The sequence below is a fragment of the Erythrobacter colymbi genome (assembly GCF_002155685.1).
Taxonomy (GTDB): domain Bacteria; phylum Pseudomonadota; class Alphaproteobacteria; order Sphingomonadales; family Sphingomonadaceae; genus Erythrobacter; species Erythrobacter colymbi.
This window is the reverse complement of record NZ_MUYK01000004.1, coordinates 207,648-225,837: the sequence shown is the minus strand read 5'-3', so window position 1 is coordinate 225,837 and position 18,190 is coordinate 207,648. Positions and strand designations below refer to the sequence as shown.

The window sequence follows — 18,190 nt, the reverse complement described above, 5'->3', positions numbered from 1 at the left end:
AAGCGCATCAGCCCTCGTCGGTTTCGGTCTCGGGCTTCTTCGCCGCCGCGCCCTTTTTCTTGGCGCCTGCCTTCTTGGCGGGCTTCACCTTGGGCGGGGCCGGGGTCATTTCGAAGGCGGGTTTGCCGTCCTTCACCGTGACATGCACCTCGCCGCCCTCGGCCAGCTTGCCGAACAGCAGTTCTTCCGCGAGCGGCTGCTTGATCTTTTCCTGGATCAGGCGGGCCATCGGGCGGGCGCCGTAGAGCTTGTCGTAGCCCTTGTCCGCCAGCCACGCGCGGGCGTCGCTGTCGAACTGGATGTGGACGTTCTGTTCGGCCAGCTGCAGTTCGAGCTGGAGGATGAACTTGTCGACCACGCGCGCGACGATGCTCTTGCCGAGATAGGCGAAGGGCACGATTGCATCGAGGCGGTTGCGGAATTCGGGGGTGAACATCTTCTTCACCGCCTCGTCGCCCGCGTCCTCCTTCGACACGTCGCCGAAGCCGATGCCCTGCCGCGCCATGTCGGCCGCGCCCGCGTTGGTGGTCATGATCAGGACCACATTGCGGAAATCGACCGTCTTGCCGTGGTGGTCGGTCAGGCGGCCGTTATCCATCACCTGCAACAGAATATTGTAGAGATCGGGGTGGGCCTTCTCGATTTCGTCCAGCAGCAGCACGCAATGCGGGTTCTGGTCGACGGCATCGGTGAGCAGGCCGCCCTGATCGTAGCCGACATAGCCCGGAGGCGCGCCGATGAGGCGGCTGACCGAGTGGCGCTCCATATATTCCGACATGTCGAAGCGCTTGAGCTCGATCCCCATGATGTTGGCGAGCTGGCGCGCGACTTCGGTCTTGCCGACGCCAGTCGGGCCGCTGAACAGGAACGAGCCGATCGGCTTGTCCGGATCGCGAAGCCCCGCGCGGCTCAGCTTCATGGCGGTGGCGAGGCGGGTGATCGCCTCGTCCTGCCCGAACACCACGTGCTTGAGATCGCGTTCGAGGTTCTCGAGCGCCTTCTTGTCGTCCTTGCTGACCGACTTGGGGGGGATGCGCGCCATCGTCGCGATCACCTGCTCGATTTCCTTCGCGGTGATCGTCTTCTTGCGACGGCTCGGCGGCACCAGCATCTGCATCGCGCCGACCTCGTCGATCACGTCGATCGCCTTGTCCGGCAGCTTGCGGTCATTGATGTAACGCGCCGACAGCTCGACTGCGGTCTTGATCGCGTCGGGGGTGTACTTGACCTTGTGGTGATCCTCGAAGGCGGTGCGCAGACCCTTGAGGATCTTGACCGTGTCCTCGATGGTCGGCTCGTTCACGTCGATCTTCTGGAACCGGCGCAGCAGGGCGCGGTCCTTTTCGAAGTGGTTGCGGAACTCCTTGTAGGTGGTCGAGCCGATGCAGCGGATCGCGCCCGACGACAGTGCCGGCTTCAGCAGGTTCGAGGCGTCCATCGCCCCGCCGCTGGTCGCGCCCGCGCCGATCACGGTGTGGATCTCGTCGATGAACAGCACCGCGTGGGGCATGCCCTCGAGTTCGGAGACGACCTGCTTGAGGCGTTCCTCGAAATCGCCGCGATAGCGGGTGCCGGCGAGCAGCGCGCCCATGTCGAGCGAATAGATCACCGCTTCGGCGAGCACTTCGGGCACGTCGCCCTCGACGATCTTGCGCGCGAGGCCCTCGGCAATCGCGGTCTTGCCGACGCCGGGATCGCCCACGTAGAGCGGGTTGTTCTTCGAGCGGCGGCACAGGATCTGGATCGTCCGGTCGACCTCCGGCCCGCGGCCGATCAGCGGGTCGATCTTGCCGTTCTCCGCCTTGGCGTTGAGGTTGACGGTGAACTGGTCGAGCGCGGTTTCCTTCTTGTTGCCGCCCTGATCCTTGGTCTGCGCCGATTCCTCGGCCTTGTCGGTGCCCTGCGGGGTCTTGGGCTCGATCTGGCGGCCGCCCTTGCCGATGCCGTGGCTGATGTAGCTCACCGCATCCAGACGGCTCATGTCCTGCTGCTGGAGGAAGTAGACCGCGTAGGAATCGCGCTCGGAGAACAGCGCGACCAGCACGTTGGCGCCGGTGACGGTGTCCTTGCCCGAGGACTGGACGTGGAGGATCGCGCGCTGGATCACCCGCTGGAAGCCTGCCGTGGGCTGCGGATCGGCGCCATCCTCGGTCTTGAGGCTCTGGTATTCCTGATCGAGATACTGCTTCACCACCTCGCCGAGTTCGGCCAGGTCAACCCCGCAGGCGGCCATCACGGCGGCGGCATCTTCATCGTCGATCAGCGCCAGCAGCAGGTGTTCGAGCGTGGCATATTCATGCCTGCGTTCCGACGCGTTGCCGAGCGCATTGTGCAGCGTGCGTTCGAGGTTCTGGGCGAAGCTGGGCATGGGAGAGGCCTTTTCAGCGGGTGGATGCCCGTGGCGAGCGGACGGAGAGAGCCATTTGCGGACTATATGGGTGGACGCACAGGAATTGCGAATCCCCTGCGACAACTACGGAGAAGGTGTGCGGGCGGATCATCCCCCGCCTTTCCCGCCGAACAGGGCATCGGCTGCGGCGCGGTGGGCGGCGGCCTTGTCGCGGTGGGATTTCACCCGCGCGATCTCCGCTTCCAGCAGCGCGATCCGCTCCCCCAGTTCTGCCTGCGAATAGGGGCCGAGATCCTCGAGTGCGAGGCGACTCGCTGCGTCTCCGCTCGGCCGGGGGCGGTCGGGTTCTTCCATTGCCTTGCAGCATCCGCCCCAAGCGGCTTGCTGTCAATCGGCGAGACGGTTATTCGCCAGAGGAAGTTGGTTAATCGGCGGCATTCGGGGGCTCTTACAATGGTGGCAGGCAACGGCTCGGACCTCCCCGAGGTGATGCAATGCATTGGCTTCGATGCGCCCGGCGGTCCCGAGGTTCTGCGGATCCAGACGTCGCCCCTGCCGCGGCTGCGTCCGGACGATGTGCTGATCAAGGTCGCCTATGCCGGGGTCAACCGCCCCGATTGCCTCCAGCGTGCCGGGCTCTATCCGCCGCCGCCGGGGGCCTCGCCGCTACTGGGGCTCGAGGTTTCGGGCGAGATCGTCGCGGTCGGCAATGAAGTCCCGCGCGAGATGATCGGGCAATATGTCGCGGCGCTCACCCCGGGCGGGGGCTATGCCGAATATTGCGCCGCGCACTGGCAGCACTGCCTGCCCGTGCCCGAGGGCATGATGCTGTCCGAAGCCGCTGCGCTCCCCGAGACACTCTTCACCGTGTGGCACAATCTGTTCGAGCGCGGCCTTGCCCGCGATGGCGAGACCGTGCTGGTCCACGGCGGTACGAGCGGCATCGGCACCACCGCGATCCTGCTCGCTAAGGCCTTCGGAATGAAGGTGATCGTCACCTGCGGCGATACCGCCAAGTGCGCCGCGGCGACCCGCATCGGCGCGGATGTGGCGATCAACTACCGCGACACCGACTATGTCGAGGCGGTCATGGCCCATACTGAGGGCAAGGGCGTCAACATCGTGCTCGACATGGTTTCGGGCGATTATGTCGCGCGCAACCTCAAGTGCCTTGCCGAGGATGGCCGCCACGTCACCATCGCGGTGCTGGGCGGCACCCGTGCCGAGATCAACATGGCGCTGGTGATGATGAAGCGCCTGACGCTGACCGGATCGACGCTGCGCCCGCGCTCGGACGCCTTCAAGGCCGCGCTTGCCGACGAGATCGCCGACAATGCCTGGCCGATGTTTGCCGACGGGGAGCTTGCGCCGGTGATGGACACGACCTTCCCCCTCGCCGAGGCTGCCGCTGCCCACGCGCGGATGGAAAAGGGCGAGCACGTCGGCAAGATCGTGCTCGAAGTCGCGGGCGGCTAGGCCGCGGTGGCGCTGACGGGCGCGAAATTACGCCGGTAGGCGGTGGGCGAACACCCGAGCTGGCGGCGGAAGTTCTGCTGGAGGCTCGTCGCCGAACCGAAGCCCGAAAGCTCCGCGATCCGCTCGACCGGCAGCACCGTCGTCTCGAGCAGCTCGCGCGCACGGGCGATTCTGGCGCGCAGCACATAGGTGCCCGGCGCACAGCCCGCGCGGCCGGCAAAAGCACGCGCCAGCGTCCGCAGGCTCATCCCCGCTTCCCCGGCGAGGCGGCTGACCGTCCAATCCTCCGCCGGGCGCGCCATGATCTGCGCCATCAGCGCCGCCAGCGGGTCGGTCTGCTGCGGCGGCCGCAGCGAATCGTCGAACTGGCGCTGGTCACCCTCGCGCTGGGCGGGGAGCACCAGCCGCTTGGCCACGGCATTGGCGCGCGCGACGCCGTAGTCCTGCCGCACGATGTGGAGCAGGAGGTCGATCCCTGCCGCCGAGCCGGCCGAGGTCAGCACATCGCCGCTATCGGCATAGAGAATATCCGAGGCGACGGTGACCCGCGGATAGCGCTGCGCCAGCCGCGGGGCGTGGAGCCAGTGCGTGGTCGCGCGCCGCCCGTCGAGCAGGCCGAGCTCGGCCAGCATGAAGGCGCCCGAGCAGATCGAGGCGAACCGCACCCCGCGCGCATGGGCGGCAAGCAGGGCGGCGCGCAGGGGCTCGGGGACGGCGGGCTCGGACGGTTTCCAGCCGGGGATGACAATCAGGTCCGCCGCTTCGAACAGCGATAGCCCGCCATCGACCGACAGGCTCCACCCCTGCGAGGTGCGGATCGGCGCGCCGTCGATCGAGGCGAGGGCAAAGCGGTACCACTCCGCCCCGAACTCGGGCCGCCGCAGCCCGAAAATCTCGGCCGGCAAGCTGAGCTCGAACATCGGCGCGCCCTCGAAGGCGAGGGCGACGACCATCGGCCCGGCCGGTGCATCTGCGCACATTGGCAGAATCCTTGTTGTGAATGGCAATCCGGCCAATTGTCACGCGCGCGAGGCCGAAGCAACAGGTGATCGCCACGCACAACCACCGGAGCACCCCATGGCCCCCCTGACCCTCCACGAAGACCCCCGCAGCGGGAACTGCTACAAGATCAAGCTCACCGCCGCTTTGCTCGGCCTGCCACTCGAGGTGCGGGGGTATGACATCACCAAGGGCGAGACGCGGACGCCGGAGTTCCTCGCGAAGGTCAACGCCAACGGGCGTATTCCGGTGCTCCAGATCGGCAAGGGCGAGGGCGCGCTTTTCCTTCCCGAAAGCAACGCCGCCTGCTGGTATCTCGCCCACGGCTCGGCGCTGATCCCGGCAGACCGCTTCGCGCAGGCCGATATGCTGCGCTGGATGTTCTTCGAGCAGTATAACCACGAGCCCAACATAGCGACGCTGCGCTTCTGGGTGAGTATCGTGGGCGAGACGAACCTTTCGGACGACCAGCGCCGGGCGCTCCCCGCCAAGCGCGCAGGCGGCGATGCGGCTCTCGCGCTGATGGACGATCACCTCGCGCACCGCGCCTTCTTCTGCGGCGATGCCGTGACCCTCGCCGACATTGCGCTGTTCGCCTACACCCACGTGGCCGACGAGGGCGGCTTCACGCTCGGCGACTATCCCCACGTCACCGCATGGATCGCGCGGGTGCACGCGCTCCCCGGATTCGTCCCTATGCAATGACTTGGAACCGTCACGGCTCTGTGAGTCGCGTGTAACATTTCCCTGTCAAGGGAGGCCCAGCGAGACACGACACGCGAAGGGCCTCCCGCATGACCAGTGCCGACCTCACCGACCTTCTCGGCGACAATGTCGCAAGCTTCCCGCTCCATGCCCCTCGGGTACCCGAGCCGGAAGGCAACGCCCGCCGCCGCTACCGCACCGTCTGGATCAGCGACGTCCACTTGGGCACCCGCGGCTGCAATGCCGAGCTGCTGATAGACTTCCTCGACAATGTCGACAGCGAGACGATGTACCTCGTCGGCGACATCATCGATGGCTGGCGGCTCAAGAAGAAGTTCTACTGGCCCTCGGCGCACAACGATATCGTCTGGCGCATCATGAAGCGCGCGCGGCGGGGGACGCGGGTGGTCTATATCCCGGGCAATCACGACGAGATGTTCCGCCAGTTCACCGGCCTCGATTTCGGCGGGATCGCGATCCGCCGCGCGGCCTTCCATGACACCGCAGACGGCCGCCGCCTGATGGTGCTCCACGGCGACGAATTCGATGCCGTCATGCTCTCGCACCGCTGGCTCGCCTTCGTGGGTGACCATGCCTACCACCTGATGATGCGGCTGAACCTCGCGGTGAATGCGGTGCGGCGGGCAATGGGCCTGCCCTACTGGTCGCTCAGCAAGGCGGCCAAGCACAAGGTCAAGAACGCCGTCGAGTTCATCGGCAAGTACGAGGAAGTCGTGGCCCGCGCCGCCGGCGAGCGCGGCGTGGACGGCGTGGTCTGCGGGCACATCCACACCGCCGAATTCCGCCAGTTCGAACACAATGGCCGCGCGATCGAATACTGGAACGATGGCGACTGGGTCGAAGGCTGCAACGCGCTGGTCGAGCATCACGACGGCCGGATGGAGATTCTCCACTGGCCCGAGGAGATGAAGCGGCGGCTGGCCGAAGAGGCTGCGGCCGAACCCGTCGATACGGCGCGCGAGGCGGCGTGAACCGGTTGACGTCTTTCCCCCTCGACGGCGCGGAGCTTGTCTCTGCCCCGCCTGCGCCGGCATCCATCGCCATCGTCACCGACGCATGGCACCCGCAGACCAACGGCGTGGTCCGCACGCTTTCGACCACCTGCGATATGCTGCGCGGGTGGGGGCACCAGGTCGCGGTGATCAGCCCCGAGGGCTATCCCTCGATCCCCGCGCCGACCTATCCCGAGATCCGCCTTGCGCTGACCGCTCCCGGCGCGGTCGGGCGGCGGCTGGCGGCGATCGCGCCCGATGCGGTGCATATCGCCACCGAGGGCCCGCTCGGCCTTGCGGCGCGGCGCCATTGCCTGAGGCGCAAGGTGCCTTTCACCACCGCCTATCACACCCAGTTCCCCGATTACCTCGCGCGCCGCACCGGCCTCCCCGCGAGCGCCTTCTGGCCCTTCATCCGCTGGTTCCACCGCCCGGCGCAGCGGATCATGGTCGCCACTGAGACAATCCGCGCCCAGCTGCGCGAACAGGGCCTCACCCGCCTCACGCACTGGAGCCGGGGCGTCGATCTCGCCTGCTTTTCCCCCGACGCGCCGCCGCCGCCCGAATATGCCGGGCTTGAGGGGCCGATCCTGCTCTATGTCGGGCGGGTCGCGGTCGAGAAGAACATCGAGGCTTTCCTCGCCTGCCCCTATCCCGGCACCAAGGTGGTGGTGGGCGACGGTCCGGCGCGGGCTGGGCTGGAGGCGAAGTTCCCGCAGGCGCTGTTCCTCGGCAAGAAGACCGGAGTCGAACTGGCCGGATGCTATGCCGGGGCGGACGTCTTCGTCTTCCCCTCGCGCACCGACACCTTCGGGCTGGTGATGATCGAGGCGCTCGCCTGCGGCACGCCGGTCGCGGCCTATCCCGTGGCCGGCCCGCTCGACATCGTCACCGACGCGGTCGGCGCGCTGTCCGAAGACCTCACACGCGCCATCGACGCCGCCCGCTATTGCGACCGCGGAGCTTGCGCCGCCTATGCCGCGCGCTTCAGCTGGGAGGCCGCCACCCGGCAGTTCCTCGCCGGGCTGGTGGCGCTGGAGGAGGACGAGGCGGTGTCCTTGCAAACCCTCGCGGCTTTCTGAATCCATTTCTTGCCGTTTCGCGGCAATTCGCTTATCTGCGCCCCCAAGGCGGCCGCTCCGAAAGGGGCGGCCCTTCTATTTTTAACGGAGATTCCCCATGGCGACCAAGGATCAGCCCAAGCCGCTGATGCCGCATGCCACCGCGACCTGGCTGGTGGACAACACCGCGCTGTCGTTCGAGCAGATTGCCGAGTTCTGCGGCCTCCACATCCTCGAAGTGCAGGCGATGGCCGATGATCTTGCGGGCAGCAAGTACACCGGGCGCGATCCCGTCCACTCGGGCGAGCTGACCCAGGCCGAGATCGAGAAGGGTCAGGCCGACCCCTCCTATGTGCTCAAGATGCACAAGGCCCCGGTCGAGGTGACCCGCACCAAGGGCCCGCGCTACACCCCCGTGTCGAAGCGTCAGGACAAGCCCGACGGCATCGCCTGGATCCTGCGCAACCACCCCGAGGTGTCGGACGCGCAGATTTCGAAGCTGATCGGCACCACCCGCAACACCATCGGCGCGCTGCGTGACCGCACGCACTGGAACATCTCGAACATCACGCCGAAGGACCCCGTGACCCTCGGCCTGTGCTCGCAGCGCGAGCTTGACGCGATGGTGGCCAAGGCCGCCAAGCGCGCCGGCATCACCGAGGATGCGGATGCTCCCGTGAAGGCCGAGCGCAACGATCGCGAGAAGCTGATCGAGGAACTGCGCGCCGAACGCGAAGCCCAGACCAAGGCTGCCGCCCAGGCCGCGCAGGAGGCCGAGGCCGAAGCCTGGCTCGCCCGCAAGCGCGAAGCCGAAGCGGCCGAAGAGAAGATCGACCCGGAGAGCGGGTTTATTTGATGTTCTGATTGCGGGGGCGCCTCCGCGCCCCGTCCTCGGCGCTGTTTCAAGCCCTCCGGGCTTGAGCGCCTGCGGCTCGCGCGCGTGCACTCGCGGCCCGTCCTTCGGCGGGCCGAAGTCGCTCTCCCCTTGCGCACCTCTGAGACGCGTCCCGGATGTGGCCCGGGGCGGGGAGATTCCGACAAACGGCACCCCACTTTCGCTTGTGCCCCAAGCCATTGTGCGCCAGAATTACTGACATGACTGTCAGTATCGCCCCCGCCAAGTCCGCCTATCACCACCCTGTCCCGCTCGACACCACCTTCGAGCCCGCGAGCCTGCCCGCGCTGCTCGAACGCACGGTGGCGATGAACCCGCAGGCGCCGTTCCTGCACTTCCTCGGGCGCACCTACAGCTACGGTCAGATCCACAAGCAGGCGCAAGCCTTCGCCGTAGGGCTTCAGGCGATCGGCATTGGCAAGGGCGACCGCGTCGGCCTGTTCCTCCCCAATGTCCCGATCTACGCCGCCGCTTACTACGGGGCGATGATGGCGGGCGCGGTGGTGGTGAACTTCTCGCCGCTCTATTCGGTCGAGGAGCTGAGCTGGCAGGTGGGAGACAGCGGCACCAGGGTTCTGGTGACGGTCGATGTGCCGGAACTCTACAAGACCGCGAAGAAGGTGCTCGACGCCTCGGCGCTGGAGACGCTGGTGGTGGGCAGCCTTGCCGACCAGCTGCCGTGGTACAAGGGCCTCGCGCTCCAGCTCCTGAAGCGCAAGCAGATCGCCGATGTGGCTTACGGCCCGACGGTGAAGGGCTGGACCGAGATGACTCCCGTCGGTAAGCTCGCACCGGTCGAAGTCACCCCCGCCGATCTTGCCCTGCTGCAATACACCGGCGGCACCACCGGGCGGCCCAAGGGGGCGATGCTGGGGCATGATCAGCTGTCGGTGAATGCCCAGCAGGTCGCGGCGCTGAACCCCTTCGGCAACCCGACGGGTGAGTGCTTCATGGGCGCGCTGCCGTTCTTCCACGTCTTCGCCAACACCGCGCTGCTCAATCACGCGATGGTGACGGGTGCATCGATCGCGATGGTGCCGCGGTTCGAGACGAAGCAGGTGCTCGCAACGATCCAGCAGTATCGCTGCACCGGATTTCCGGGCGTGCCGACGATGTTCCAGGCGATGCTCGACCATCCCGATCTCGCCAAGACCGACCTTCGCAGCCTCAAGGTCTGCATTTCGGGCGGCGCGCCCATGCCCGGGCCGGTGCACGAGCGGTTCGAGGCGACCACCGGCGTGCGCGTGTGCGAGGGCTATGGCCTCACCGAAAGCTCGGGTGTGGTTTCGGCCAATCCCTATGACGGGTTTCGCAAGCGCGGCACCATCGGCCAGCTTGTGCCGGGGACCGAGGTGGTGCTGCTCGACAAGGAGGACCCCTCGAAACTCGCGCCCGAGGGTGAGCCGGGCGAGCTTGCGGTGCATGGGCCGCAGGTGATGCGCGGCTACTGGAACCGGCCCGAGACCGATGCCGATACCTTCGTCGAGCTCGGCGGCAAGCGCTACCTGCGCACCGGCGATGTCGCGCGGATCGACGACGAGGGCTTCCTCGAGATCGTCGACCGCATCAAGGACATGATCGCCGTGGGAGGCTTCAAGGTCTTCCCGAGCGTGGTCGAGGACGTGATCCTCGAACACCCCGCGGTGAAGGAGGCGCTGGTGATCGGCGTTCCGGAAGAATATCGCGGCGAGGTGCCGCGCGCCTATGTCACCCTCAACGAAGGTGTGGCGGCGACGGGCGAGGAGCTGGCGAGCTGGCTCAATGCCCGCATCGGCAAGCACGAGCGGGTCGATCAGGTGGTGGTGCGCGAGAGCCTGCCCAAGACGATGATCGGCAAGCTCGACCGCAAGACGCTGCGCGCCGAGGTGCTCTGACCGTCCGGCCGTTCGCCGAATGTTTCACGTGAAACATTGCCGCCGCCCGGCAAATCCTGCCGGAAAACGCGGCGCGAGCGGGGGGCAAGGCGGGGCTAGTCCGACCCTGGAGGGGGTCTGGACCCGCGCGAGCCGGGTCTGAGACCAGGCTGGACGCAGTCGAGGCCCGCCCCCTCAAGCGAGAGGGCGCAGCGCGCTTACTCCGCCGCTTCGACCTGCGGCGCGGCGGCGCTCGGCACGGCCTTCACGGCAGTCCGCGCATTGGGAGCGAAACGCCCGTCCACTTCCGCGCCCTGTTCGATGGTCAGCGCATCATAATGCACATCGCCTTCGATCCGGGCGGTCTTGAGGATCACCAGCTCGCGCGCGGTGATCGAGCCGGTCACTTTGCCCGCCAGCCGCGCGCTTTCCGCGACTACGGCGCCGCTGATGCTGCTCTTCTCGCCCTGCACCAGCGAAGCGCAGGTGATGTCGCCATCGACCGTCCCGTCGATATGCAGATCGGCCGAGGCGCTGATGTTGCCCTTGATGGTGACGTCGGAACCAAGCACCGAGAAGGTCGAGCCGGAGGCCATGAAACTGCTCCTGTTAGCGGGCCGCGCGGGCGGCGGGCTGGTCAGATCCGGTTCGGCGGACTTCCTTGAGAACATTGGGGGCAGCCTCCAGAAACGGGCGCGGATTGACCGCGCGATCATTGATGCGGACTTCGAAGTGCAGGTGCGGACCCGTCGAGCGGCCGGTGTTGCCGAGCCCGCCGATGGTGGTGCCCGCGGCGACCGGCTGGCCGACCTTCACGTCGATCCGCGACAGGTGGGCGTAACGGGTCAACATCCCGTTACCGTGGGTGATCTCGATCGCATTGCCATAGCCCGACTTCTGCCCGGTGAAGGTCACGCGGCCATCGGCAGCGGCATAGACCGGCGAGCCGATCGGGCCCTTGAAGTCGATCCCGGCATGCATCGCGGCATGGCCGTTGAAGGGGTCACGGCGGTAGCCGAAGCCCGAGGTGATCGCCTGGATGCTGGCGGGCACGACCTGCGGGATACCGTCGAGGGCACGCTCGAACACCGCCATGCGGGCGAGGCTGAGGCCGAGACGCTCGAAGCGCGGGTCGAGATCGGCGGCGGACAGCGCCTCGAACGGGCCGCCCATCGCTTCCTGCGCCTCGCGCGCCATCATCTGCGGATCGAGGTTGAGCTTGCGCATCGCGGCCTCGGCGCGGCGGGCGCGGGCATCGGCGAAGCGGGTGAGGCGTTCCACGAAAGCGAGCTGGCGGGCTTCCATCTCGGCAAGGCCGCGGGCCTGCGGCATCAGCGCGCTGACCTTCTTCACCGTCTCGCTCGCGGTCGCCGAGGAATCGGTCACGGTGCCGCTCGCGGCGCCTTCCTTGACCATGTCCTCGGGCAGCATGCGGGCCATCTCGTCGAGGAAATCCTGCCGCGCCTTGAGATCGTCGACCACCTTGTCCAAGTCATTGCCATAGGCCTTGAGCCGTTCGTCGGTGGTGGCGACGCGGGCCTTTTCCTCGGCGAAGGCGGCAAGGTTGGCCTCGGCGCGGTACTGGCCCCAGGCCATCACGGCGAGCGCGAGCAGCCACAGGACCGCCATCGCCACGACGCCGCCGGCGACGCGCATCTGGAGCTTGCCCGAAATCTTGATGAAACGCACCTGACCATCGGCGCGCATGAAGAACTCGCGGTCGGGGAACCACTGTCGCAGACGGTCGCCCCACGCTTGTGCGGATTGCTTGAGTGACAAAATTGCGGCCCCGAAGATTGTTTTATTAAGCCCCGACGGGCCGCTATCAGCGCGCTTACCTATGGTCGAATCCTAAGTCGCGCTCACAGGTGAATCGACGGGGATTCGCGGCGAGTTGATCCTCGATTGCACGGGAAAAGGTTAACCTTCGTTAGGGATATCGCGAATCGCCCCTTGGCACACCGATTCGCATGGCCTGACAGGCCCTGCCCGGGGTGCTAGAAGGCCGGCGATGAATCACATGACTGCCCCCGCTTCCGATACCGCCGCCGCCGACGCGAAAGCGCTGGTGACCGCGCTCGCCAAGGCCGCGCGGCTGGCCCAGCGCCAGCTTGCCGCGATGCCGAGCGAGGCCCGCGCCGCCGCGCTGCGCCTTGCGGCCGATGCGCTGCGGGCGGCGACCCCGGCGGTGCTCGCGGCGAATGCCGAAGACCTTGCGGCGGGCCGGGCGCGCGGGCTTTCGGGCGCGATGCTCGACCGGCTGGCGCTCGATGAAGCGCGCCTCGCCGGGATCGCCGATGCGGTCGCGGCCGTCGCCGCTCTGCCCGATCCGGTGGGGCAGGTGATCGACGCGTCCGAGCGGCCCAACGGCTTGAAACTGAGCCGCATTCGCGTGCCCATCGGCACCATCGGGATCATCTACGAAAGTCGCCCCAACGTGACCGCAGATGCCGCCGCGCTGTGCGTGCGGGCGGGCAATGCGGCGCTGCTGCGCGGGGGGAGCGAGGCGGTGCATTCCAATCGCGCGATCCACGCTGCCCTCGTCGAGGGGCTGGTGGCGGGCGGGGTTCCGGCCGAAGCCGTGACGCTCATCCCCTCGCAGGACCGCGCTTGCGTCGGCGCGATGCTGACCGCGAGCGGGCTGATCGACATGATCGTGCCGCGCGGGGGCAAGAGCCTGGTCGAGCGGGTGCAGAACGATGCGCGGGTGCCGGTGCTCGCCCATCTTGACGGGATCAACCACACCTACATCCACGCCGCTGCCGATCCGGCGATGGCGCAGGCCATCGCATTGAATGCCAAGCTGCGCCGGACGGGCATCTGCGGGTCGATGGAGACGCTGCTGATCGATTCGGCCTATCCCGAGCCCGCGCCGCTGGTCGCGGCGCTGATCGATGCCGGGTGCGAGGTGCGCGGCGATGCGCGCGCGCAGGCCTTCGACCCGCGGGTGATCCCGGCGAGCGCCAACGACTGGGACACCGAATATCTCGACGCGATCCTCTCGGTCGCGGTGGTGGACGGGCTCGATGCGGCGATGGCGCATATCGCGCGCCATTCCTCCGCCCATACCGACGCGATCGTCACTGCTGACGAGGCCGCTGCCGAACGCTTCCTCAATGAAGTCGACAGCGCCATCGTGATGCACAACGCCTCCTCGCAATTTGCCGACGGGGGCGAGTTCGGTCTCGGCGCGGAGATCGGGATCGCCACCGGGCGGCTCCACGCGCGCGGGCCCGTCGCGCTCGAGGGGCTGACGACCTACAAGTGGCAGGTGCGAGGGCAGGGGCAGACCCGCCCCTGACGCCGGCTTGAGCAATCCCGTCCTCACCGGCCTCCTCGGCGGCAGCTTCAACCCCGCGCATGGCGGGCACCGGCGCATCACGCTCTTCGCCGCCGGGGCGCTGGGCCTCGACGAGACCTGGTGGCTGGTCTCCCCCGGCAATCCGCTTAAAGCCAAGGCGGGAATGGCACCGCTCAAGGCGCGGCTCCTGTCGGCCCGCAAGCAGGCCCGCCGCGCGCGGATCGTGCCCACCGCGATCGAGCAGCGTCTCGGCACCCGCTACACAGTCGATACCCTCGAAAAGCTCGTCCGGCGCTATCCCAAGCGGCGATTCGTCTGGCTGATGGGGAGCGACAATCTCGCCCAGTTGCACCGCTGGAAGGACTGGCGGCGGATCGCGCGGACAATGCCGATTGCGGTGATCGCCCGCCCCGGCTATGATGGAGAGGCTATGGCGAGCCCCGCCATGGCCTGGCTCCGGCGCTATATCGTGCCCGCCGCCAGCATTCGGAAACGGGGGCAATGGAGCGCACCGGCACTGGTGTTACTGCGTTTCGATCCGGACTACCGCTCGGCCACGGCCATTCGCCGTGCCCATGCCGGGTGGGCCGAGGCTTTGCTCGGGCCGGATCGTGATGTGCCGCTGCGCGATCGGCTGACATTCCGCACAGTCCGCCCAGAGGAGGACGCATGAAGCGCAGATCCTGCGTTTCGGCTGCCCCGGCTGGCCCTGCGCGTGATGCCTGCCTTCATCGCCCCGAACTCTGGAGATACGTGATTGCCGATGACCGAAGCCCTCGCCGCTTCCCTGCCGCTTGGCGCGGTGCAAGCCGCCGCCACTGCCGCGCCCTCGCTGGTGCGCGCTGACATGGGCGCCGATGCCCTGCACCAGCTGGTGCTGTCGCAGCTTGACGATGACCAGGCGCAGGAAGTCGTCTCGATCCCGCTCGAGGGGAAGAGCTCGATCGCCGATCACATGGTGATCGCGAGCGGGCGTTCGACCCGTCAGGTGGCCTCGATGGCGCAGAAGCTCGCCGAGAAGATCAAGCACGCGGGCTTCGGCCACGCGCGGGTCGAAGGCCTGCCGGCCGCCGACTGGGTGCTGATCGACGCGGGCGACGTGGTGGTCCACCTGTTCCGCCCCGAAGTGCGCAGCTTCTACAACCTCGAGCGGATGTGGAGCTTCGAAGGCAGCGAAACCTCGATGCTGGGTAGGAATTAGTATTTGTTGCGGGGGCGCCTCCGCGCCCCCGTCCTCGGTGAGTCTTTGTGTTCCGCAGCCCATCCGGGCTGCGAAATCCTCGCTCACACGCCCTCCGGGCGCGTCGCTGCGGGCGGCCGGTCGGCCTTGCGGGCCTGCGGCCCGTTTCCAGTCCGTTTCATCGGGGTCTGAGCCATCCTCCTCCACATCATCGCGCGCGGGAAAATCGGCCGGTCGCCTGAGGGCGAGCTGGTGGAGCGCTATGCCAGGCGCCTGACCTGGCCGGTGAAGCTCACCGAATGGCCCGATACCGGCGCAGGGAAAGCCGCCGATCCGCTCACCCCCTGCCGCACTGTGCTGCTCGACGAACGCGGGAAGGCCATGACGTCGGAAGCCTTCGCCGCCCTGCTCGGCAAGTGGCGCGATGATGGCGTGCGCGAGACGCGCTTCATGCTCGGCGCGGCGGATGGCCATTCGGATGCCGAGCGCGCCTCGGCCGACCTGTTGCTCGCCTTCGGGCCCGCCACCTGGCCGCACATGATGGCCCGCGCCATGCTGATGGAGCAGCTCTACCGCGCCACCACGATCCTTGCAGGCCATCCCTATCATCGGGCATGACGTCACCATGCAGGGGCGTTCGATCCTGACCATCACCGCCGTGTGCGGCGTCGCGGCAGCGCTGGCGCTGGCCCTGCCGCGCGCGCCCGAGGCGGCGCAGGTCACCCCGCTGGTCGAGGCCGACGAGGCGCAGGCCGCGCTCGCCCGCGCCACCCGCGAGAGCAAGCTTGCCGAGGGCCGCGCCGCGCGCCTCACCGCCGAAGCCGAGGCCGCGACCGAAGCCGCGCAGAAGACCGCGAGCGAGGCCGCCGCGCTCGCCGCGCGCATCCAGCAGGCCGAGGCCGAGATCGAGGCCGCCCGCGCCCGCCTCACCATCGCCCGCGACCAGCGCGCCAAACTCACTGCCCGCCTTGCCGCCAAGCAGGAGCCGACCGCGCGCCTCGCCGCCGCGCTCCAGACCGCCGCGCGCCGCCCGCTGGCGCTGTCGGCATTGCAACCCGGCTCGCTCGAGGATGTCGTCCACGTCCGCGCCGTCATGGCGAGCGCCGTGCCGCAGATCCGCCAGCGCACCGCCGCCCTGCGCGCCGATCTCGACCGCGGCCGTGCGCTCGAGGCGCAGGCGGCGCGCGCGGTCGAGCAGCTGCGCGGGGGCGAGGCCGATCTGCGCCAGCGCCGCGCGCAGCTCGCCGCGCTCGAACAGCAGCAGCGCATCGCCTCGCGCAATGCCAAGGGCGCTGCGCTGCGCGAGGCCGAGCGGGCGCTGGCGCTGGCCGAGGAGGCGCGCGATCTGGACGGGCTGGTCGACAAACTGGGCGAGGTCGCGGCGCTGCGGCGCGAACTGGCTGCGCTCCCCGGCCCGGTGCTGCGCCCCGACGATCTCGGCGTCATCCTCCCCGCCGTGCCCGATGCTGCCCCAACCGCCCCGCCGAGCGCGCCGCCGCCGTCCGATCTCCAGCTCCCCGTGCAGGGCCGCACCCTGCTGGGCTTCGGGGCGAAGCGGGAGAGTGGCCTCGCCTCGACCGGCCTCACCCTCGCGCCCGCCAAGCAGGCGCAGGTCGTCGCCCCAGGACGCGGGCGGGTGGCCTTTGCCGGGGCCTATCGCGGCTTCGGGCGAATCGTCATCATCGAGCATCCGGGCGGATGGACGAGCCTCGTCACCGGGCTCGAACGGGTCGATGTCGCGGTGGGCGACAATGTCATCGGCGGCTCCCCCGTGGGCCGCGCCAGCGGCGGGGCGACCCCGGTGACGATCGAACTGCGGCGCGATGGCCAGCCGGTCAACCTCTTGCAATATCTACGATAATCGCGGCGCATCGGTCAGAATCGCGTCCCCGCCTGTCCCCCGCTGGTGCAACCTTGCCCCCGTGCGCGTGTCTATCTGGCGTTAAGCTCGGCAAGCCTATACATTCGCGCGAGAAGGAGCCTTGCCCCCGTATGAAAATCGCCGCTCTCCTGCGCAGCGCAGCCCTCGTCACCACCGTCGCGCTGATCCCCGCCACCACCGCCACCATGGCGCAGGTCGATGGCCGCGCGGCCCCCGAGTTCGCCAAGCTCTTCGCGGTCTTCCAGCGGGTCAAGGCGAGCTATGTCGAGCCGGTCGATGACGACAAGCTGATCCGCGGCGCGATCGACGGGATGCTCGCGAGCCTCGATCCCCACTCCGCCTATCTCGACGGGGGCGATCTCCAGCGGCTGGAGACGATGATCGACGGGCAGTATTCGGGCCTCGGCCTGTCGGTGGTGATGGAGGACGGCGCGATCAAGGTCGTCTCCCCGTTCCGCGGCAGCCCGGCCGAGCAGGCGGGGATCAAGGCGGGCGATTTCATCACGCACCTCAACGGCAAGCTGATCGTCGACACCAAGCTCGATGACGCCGTGGCGCAGATGCGCGGGCCCAAGGGCACCTCGATCCGGCTGACGATTTACCGCCAGGGCCGTGACGAGCCGCTCGAAGTCGATGTCACCCGCGGGGTGATCGAACTCGAGCCGGTCACCTCCGAACTCGCTTCGGGTAATATCGCGGTCATCACGGTCAACGAATTCAGCGCCAATGTCGGCGCGGATGTCTTCGCCGAATGGCAGGAGATGAAGAAGAAGGCCCCGGGCGGCAAGATCGCCGGTCTGGTGCTCGACCTGCGCAACAACCCGGGCGGCAGCCTCGACGAATCGGTCGCGCTGTCCGACCTGTTCCTCACCGATGGCCGCATCGTCAGCCAGCGCGGCCGCGCGCGGGGCGAGACGATGCTCTACGACGCCGAGACCGTCTATCGCGGCGACATGGCCGAAGGCGTGCCGATGATCGTGCTGATCAATGCGGGCTCGGCCTCGGCCTCGGAAATCGTCGCGGGCGCGCTTCAGGATCACCGCCGCGCGCTGATCATGGGCGAGAGGAGCTTCGGCAAGGGCTCGGTCCAGTCGCTGCTGCCGCTCGGCAAGGATGCGGCGCTCAAGCTCACCACCGCGCGCTACTACACCCCCTCGGGCCGCTCGGTGCAGGAGGGCGGGATCAAGCCCGACATCGCCGTGCCGCAGATCTCCGATCCGGACTTCCTGCTGCGCCAGAAGTACCAGACCCGCGAGAGCGACCTGCGCGGCCATCTCATCAACGAGCTCGGCATCAAGGACGAGGAGATGGAGACCGACAAGGTCGCCGATCCGCGCTTCCAGCTGACCTCGGCGCAGCTCGAGAAGGCCGGCATCAAGGACTTCCAGCTGAACTACGCGATGGAAACCCTGCGCCGCACCACCAAGAGCACCGTGGCGCTCCGCCCCGGAACGCAGCGCACCGCCAAGCCGTAA

Annotated in this window: 17 protein-coding genes; 12 read left to right on the top strand and 5 right to left on the bottom strand. The window is 68.0% G+C overall.

Annotation, left to right across the window (positions count from 1 at the left end):
• Nucleotides 1–7 precede the first annotated feature (7 nt).
• On the bottom strand, nucleotides 8–2,368 hold the full coding sequence (clpA, locus tag BZF57_RS10685; protein ID WP_086737587.1) for an ATP-dependent Clp protease ATP-binding subunit ClpA: 2,361 nt from the start codon (nucleotides 2,366–2,368) through the stop codon (nucleotides 8–10).
• 129 nt (nucleotides 2,369–2,497) lie between these two features.
• A complete protein-coding gene (locus tag BZF57_RS10680; protein ID WP_086737585.1) occupies nucleotides 2,498–2,704 on the bottom strand; it encodes a DUF1192 domain-containing protein in 207 nt (68 codons plus the stop codon).
• 99 nt (nucleotides 2,705–2,803) lie between these two features.
• Here BZF57_RS10680 and BZF57_RS10675 point away from each other — a divergent pair, with 99 nt between their 5' ends.
• On the top strand, nucleotides 2,804–3,826 hold the full coding sequence (locus BZF57_RS10675; RefSeq protein WP_086737583.1) for an NAD(P)H-quinone oxidoreductase: 1,023 nt from the start codon (nucleotides 2,804–2,806) through the stop codon (nucleotides 3,824–3,826).
• On the opposite strand, the gene BZF57_RS10670 is transcribed toward BZF57_RS10675, so the two are convergent.
• Nucleotides 3,823–4,806 (bottom strand): helix-turn-helix domain-containing protein, encoded by a 984-nt coding sequence (locus tag BZF57_RS10670; protein ID WP_086737581.1) that lies wholly within the window; start codon nucleotides 4,804–4,806, stop codon nucleotides 3,823–3,825. The genes BZF57_RS10675 and BZF57_RS10670 overlap by 4 nt on opposite strands.
• A 97-nt stretch (nucleotides 4,807–4,903) precedes the next feature.
• Between BZF57_RS10670 and BZF57_RS10665 the strand changes: the two genes are divergently transcribed.
• The 5 genes from BZF57_RS10665 to BZF57_RS10645 all read left to right on the top strand — a co-directional run bounded on the left by BZF57_RS10665 (nucleotide 4,904) and on the right by BZF57_RS10645 (nucleotide 10,373).
• On the top strand, nucleotides 4,904–5,530 hold the full coding sequence (locus tag BZF57_RS10665) for a glutathione S-transferase family protein (RefSeq protein ID WP_086737579.1): 627 nt from the start codon (nucleotides 4,904–4,906) through the stop codon (nucleotides 5,528–5,530).
• Between the two features lie 89 nt (nucleotides 5,531–5,619).
• Nucleotides 5,620–6,522 (top strand): UDP-2,3-diacylglucosamine diphosphatase, encoded by a 903-nt coding sequence (locus BZF57_RS10660; protein WP_086737578.1) that lies wholly within the window; start codon nucleotides 5,620–5,622, stop codon nucleotides 6,520–6,522.
• A 5-nt stretch (nucleotides 6,523–6,527) separates the two neighbouring features.
• Nucleotides 6,528–7,625 carry a glycosyltransferase family 4 protein gene (locus BZF57_RS10655; protein WP_206073241.1) on the top strand — a complete coding sequence of 366 codons (1,098 nt, stop codon included), beginning with the start codon at nucleotides 6,528–6,530 and terminating at the stop codon, nucleotides 7,623–7,625.
• Between the two features lie 97 nt (nucleotides 7,626–7,722).
• The gene (locus tag BZF57_RS10650; RefSeq protein ID WP_086737575.1) at nucleotides 7,723–8,460 is read left to right on the top strand and encodes a DUF1013 domain-containing protein; all 738 of its coding nucleotides are present in this window, start codon (nucleotides 7,723–7,725) and stop codon (nucleotides 8,458–8,460) included.
• Between the two features lie 239 nt (nucleotides 8,461–8,699).
• Nucleotides 8,700–10,373 (top strand): AMP-binding protein, encoded by a 1,674-nt coding sequence (locus tag BZF57_RS10645; RefSeq protein ID WP_086737573.1) that lies wholly within the window; start codon nucleotides 8,700–8,702, stop codon nucleotides 10,371–10,373.
• A 197-nt stretch (nucleotides 10,374–10,570) separates the two neighbouring features.
• Here the strand turns inward: BZF57_RS10645 and BZF57_RS10640 are convergent, their stop codons facing one another.
• Complete coding sequence (locus tag BZF57_RS10640; protein WP_086737571.1) at nucleotides 10,571–10,948, bottom strand: bactofilin family protein; 378 nt, start codon at nucleotides 10,946–10,948, stop codon at nucleotides 10,571–10,573.
• A 13-nt stretch (nucleotides 10,949–10,961) separates the two neighbouring features.
• Nucleotides 10,962–12,059: a peptidoglycan DD-metalloendopeptidase family protein gene (locus BZF57_RS10635; protein WP_086738038.1), complete on the bottom strand. Its 1,098-nt coding sequence runs from the start codon at nucleotides 12,057–12,059 to the stop codon at nucleotides 10,962–10,964.
• 304 nt (nucleotides 12,060–12,363) lie between these two features.
• Here BZF57_RS10635 and BZF57_RS10630 point away from each other — a divergent pair, with 304 nt between their 5' ends.
• The 6 genes from BZF57_RS10630 to BZF57_RS10605 all read left to right on the top strand — a co-directional run bounded on the left by BZF57_RS10630 (nucleotide 12,364) and on the right by BZF57_RS10605 (nucleotide 18,190).
• Nucleotides 12,364–13,653: a glutamate-5-semialdehyde dehydrogenase gene (locus BZF57_RS10630; RefSeq protein ID WP_086737568.1), complete on the top strand. Its 1,290-nt coding sequence runs from the start codon at nucleotides 12,364–12,366 to the stop codon at nucleotides 13,651–13,653.
• Between the two features lie 7 nt (nucleotides 13,654–13,660).
• Entirely contained in the window at nucleotides 13,661–14,326 is a 666-nt protein-coding gene (locus tag BZF57_RS10625) for a nicotinate-nucleotide adenylyltransferase (protein WP_086737566.1), read from the top strand.
• Between the two features lie 174 nt (nucleotides 14,327–14,500).
• Nucleotides 14,501–14,854, top strand: a complete 354-nt coding sequence (gene rsfS, locus BZF57_RS10620; protein WP_086738036.1) for a ribosome silencing factor — start codon at nucleotides 14,501–14,503, stop codon at nucleotides 14,852–14,854.
• Nucleotides 14,855–15,028: 174 nt separating this feature from the next.
• On the top strand, nucleotides 15,029–15,451 hold the full coding sequence (locus BZF57_RS10615; RefSeq protein ID WP_086737564.1) for a 23S rRNA (pseudouridine(1915)-N(3))-methyltransferase RlmH: 423 nt from the start codon (nucleotides 15,029–15,031) through the stop codon (nucleotides 15,449–15,451).
• Nucleotides 15,423–16,694, top strand: coding sequence for a murein hydrolase activator EnvC family protein (locus BZF57_RS10610; RefSeq protein WP_240505943.1), 1,272 nt, complete (start codon nucleotides 15,423–15,425; stop codon nucleotides 16,692–16,694). The genes BZF57_RS10615 and BZF57_RS10610 overlap by 29 nt, the downstream gene beginning before the upstream one ends.
• A gap of 131 nt (nucleotides 16,695–16,825) precedes the next feature.
• Entirely contained in the window at nucleotides 16,826–18,190 is a 1,365-nt protein-coding gene (locus BZF57_RS10605; protein WP_086737560.1) for a S41 family peptidase, read from the top strand.

Coding starts and splice junctions, on each gene's coding strand:
- BZF57_RS10650 (WP_086737575.1), top strand. CDS start 7,723: ATGGCGACCAAGGATCAGCCCAAGCCGCTGATGCCGCATGCCACCGCG.
- BZF57_RS10605 (WP_086737560.1), top strand. CDS start 16,826: ATGAAAATCGCCGCTCTCCTGCGCAGCGCAGCCCTCGTCACCACCGTC.
- BZF57_RS10675 (WP_086737583.1), top strand. CDS start 2,804: ATGGTGGCAGGCAACGGCTCGGACCTCCCCGAGGTGATGCAATGCATT.
- rsfS (WP_086738036.1), top strand. CDS start 14,501: ATGGGCGCCGATGCCCTGCACCAGCTGGTGCTGTCGCAGCTTGACGAT.
- BZF57_RS10670 (WP_086737581.1), bottom strand. CDS start 4,806: ATGTGCGCAGATGCACCGGCCGGGCCGATGGTCGTCGCCCTCGCCTTC.
- BZF57_RS10635 (WP_086738038.1), bottom strand. CDS start 12,059: ATGCGCGCCGATGGTCAGGTGCGTTTCATCAAGATTTCGGGCAAGCTC.
- BZF57_RS10665 (WP_086737579.1), top strand. CDS start 4,904: ATGGCCCCCCTGACCCTCCACGAAGACCCCCGCAGCGGGAACTGCTAC.
- clpA (WP_086737587.1), bottom strand. CDS start 2,368: ATGCCCAGCTTCGCCCAGAACCTCGAACGCACGCTGCACAATGCGCTC.
- BZF57_RS10645 (WP_086737573.1), top strand. CDS start 8,700: ATGACTGTCAGTATCGCCCCCGCCAAGTCCGCCTATCACCACCCTGTC.
- BZF57_RS10640 (WP_086737571.1), bottom strand. CDS start 10,948: ATGGCCTCCGGCTCGACCTTCTCGGTGCTTGGTTCCGACGTCACCATC.
- BZF57_RS10660 (WP_086737578.1), top strand. CDS start 5,620: ATGACCAGTGCCGACCTCACCGACCTTCTCGGCGACAATGTCGCAAGC.
- BZF57_RS10680 (WP_086737585.1), bottom strand. CDS start 2,704: ATGGAAGAACCCGACCGCCCCCGGCCGAGCGGAGACGCAGCGAGTCGC.
- BZF57_RS10630 (WP_086737568.1), top strand. CDS start 12,364: ATGAATCACATGACTGCCCCCGCTTCCGATACCGCCGCCGCCGACGCG.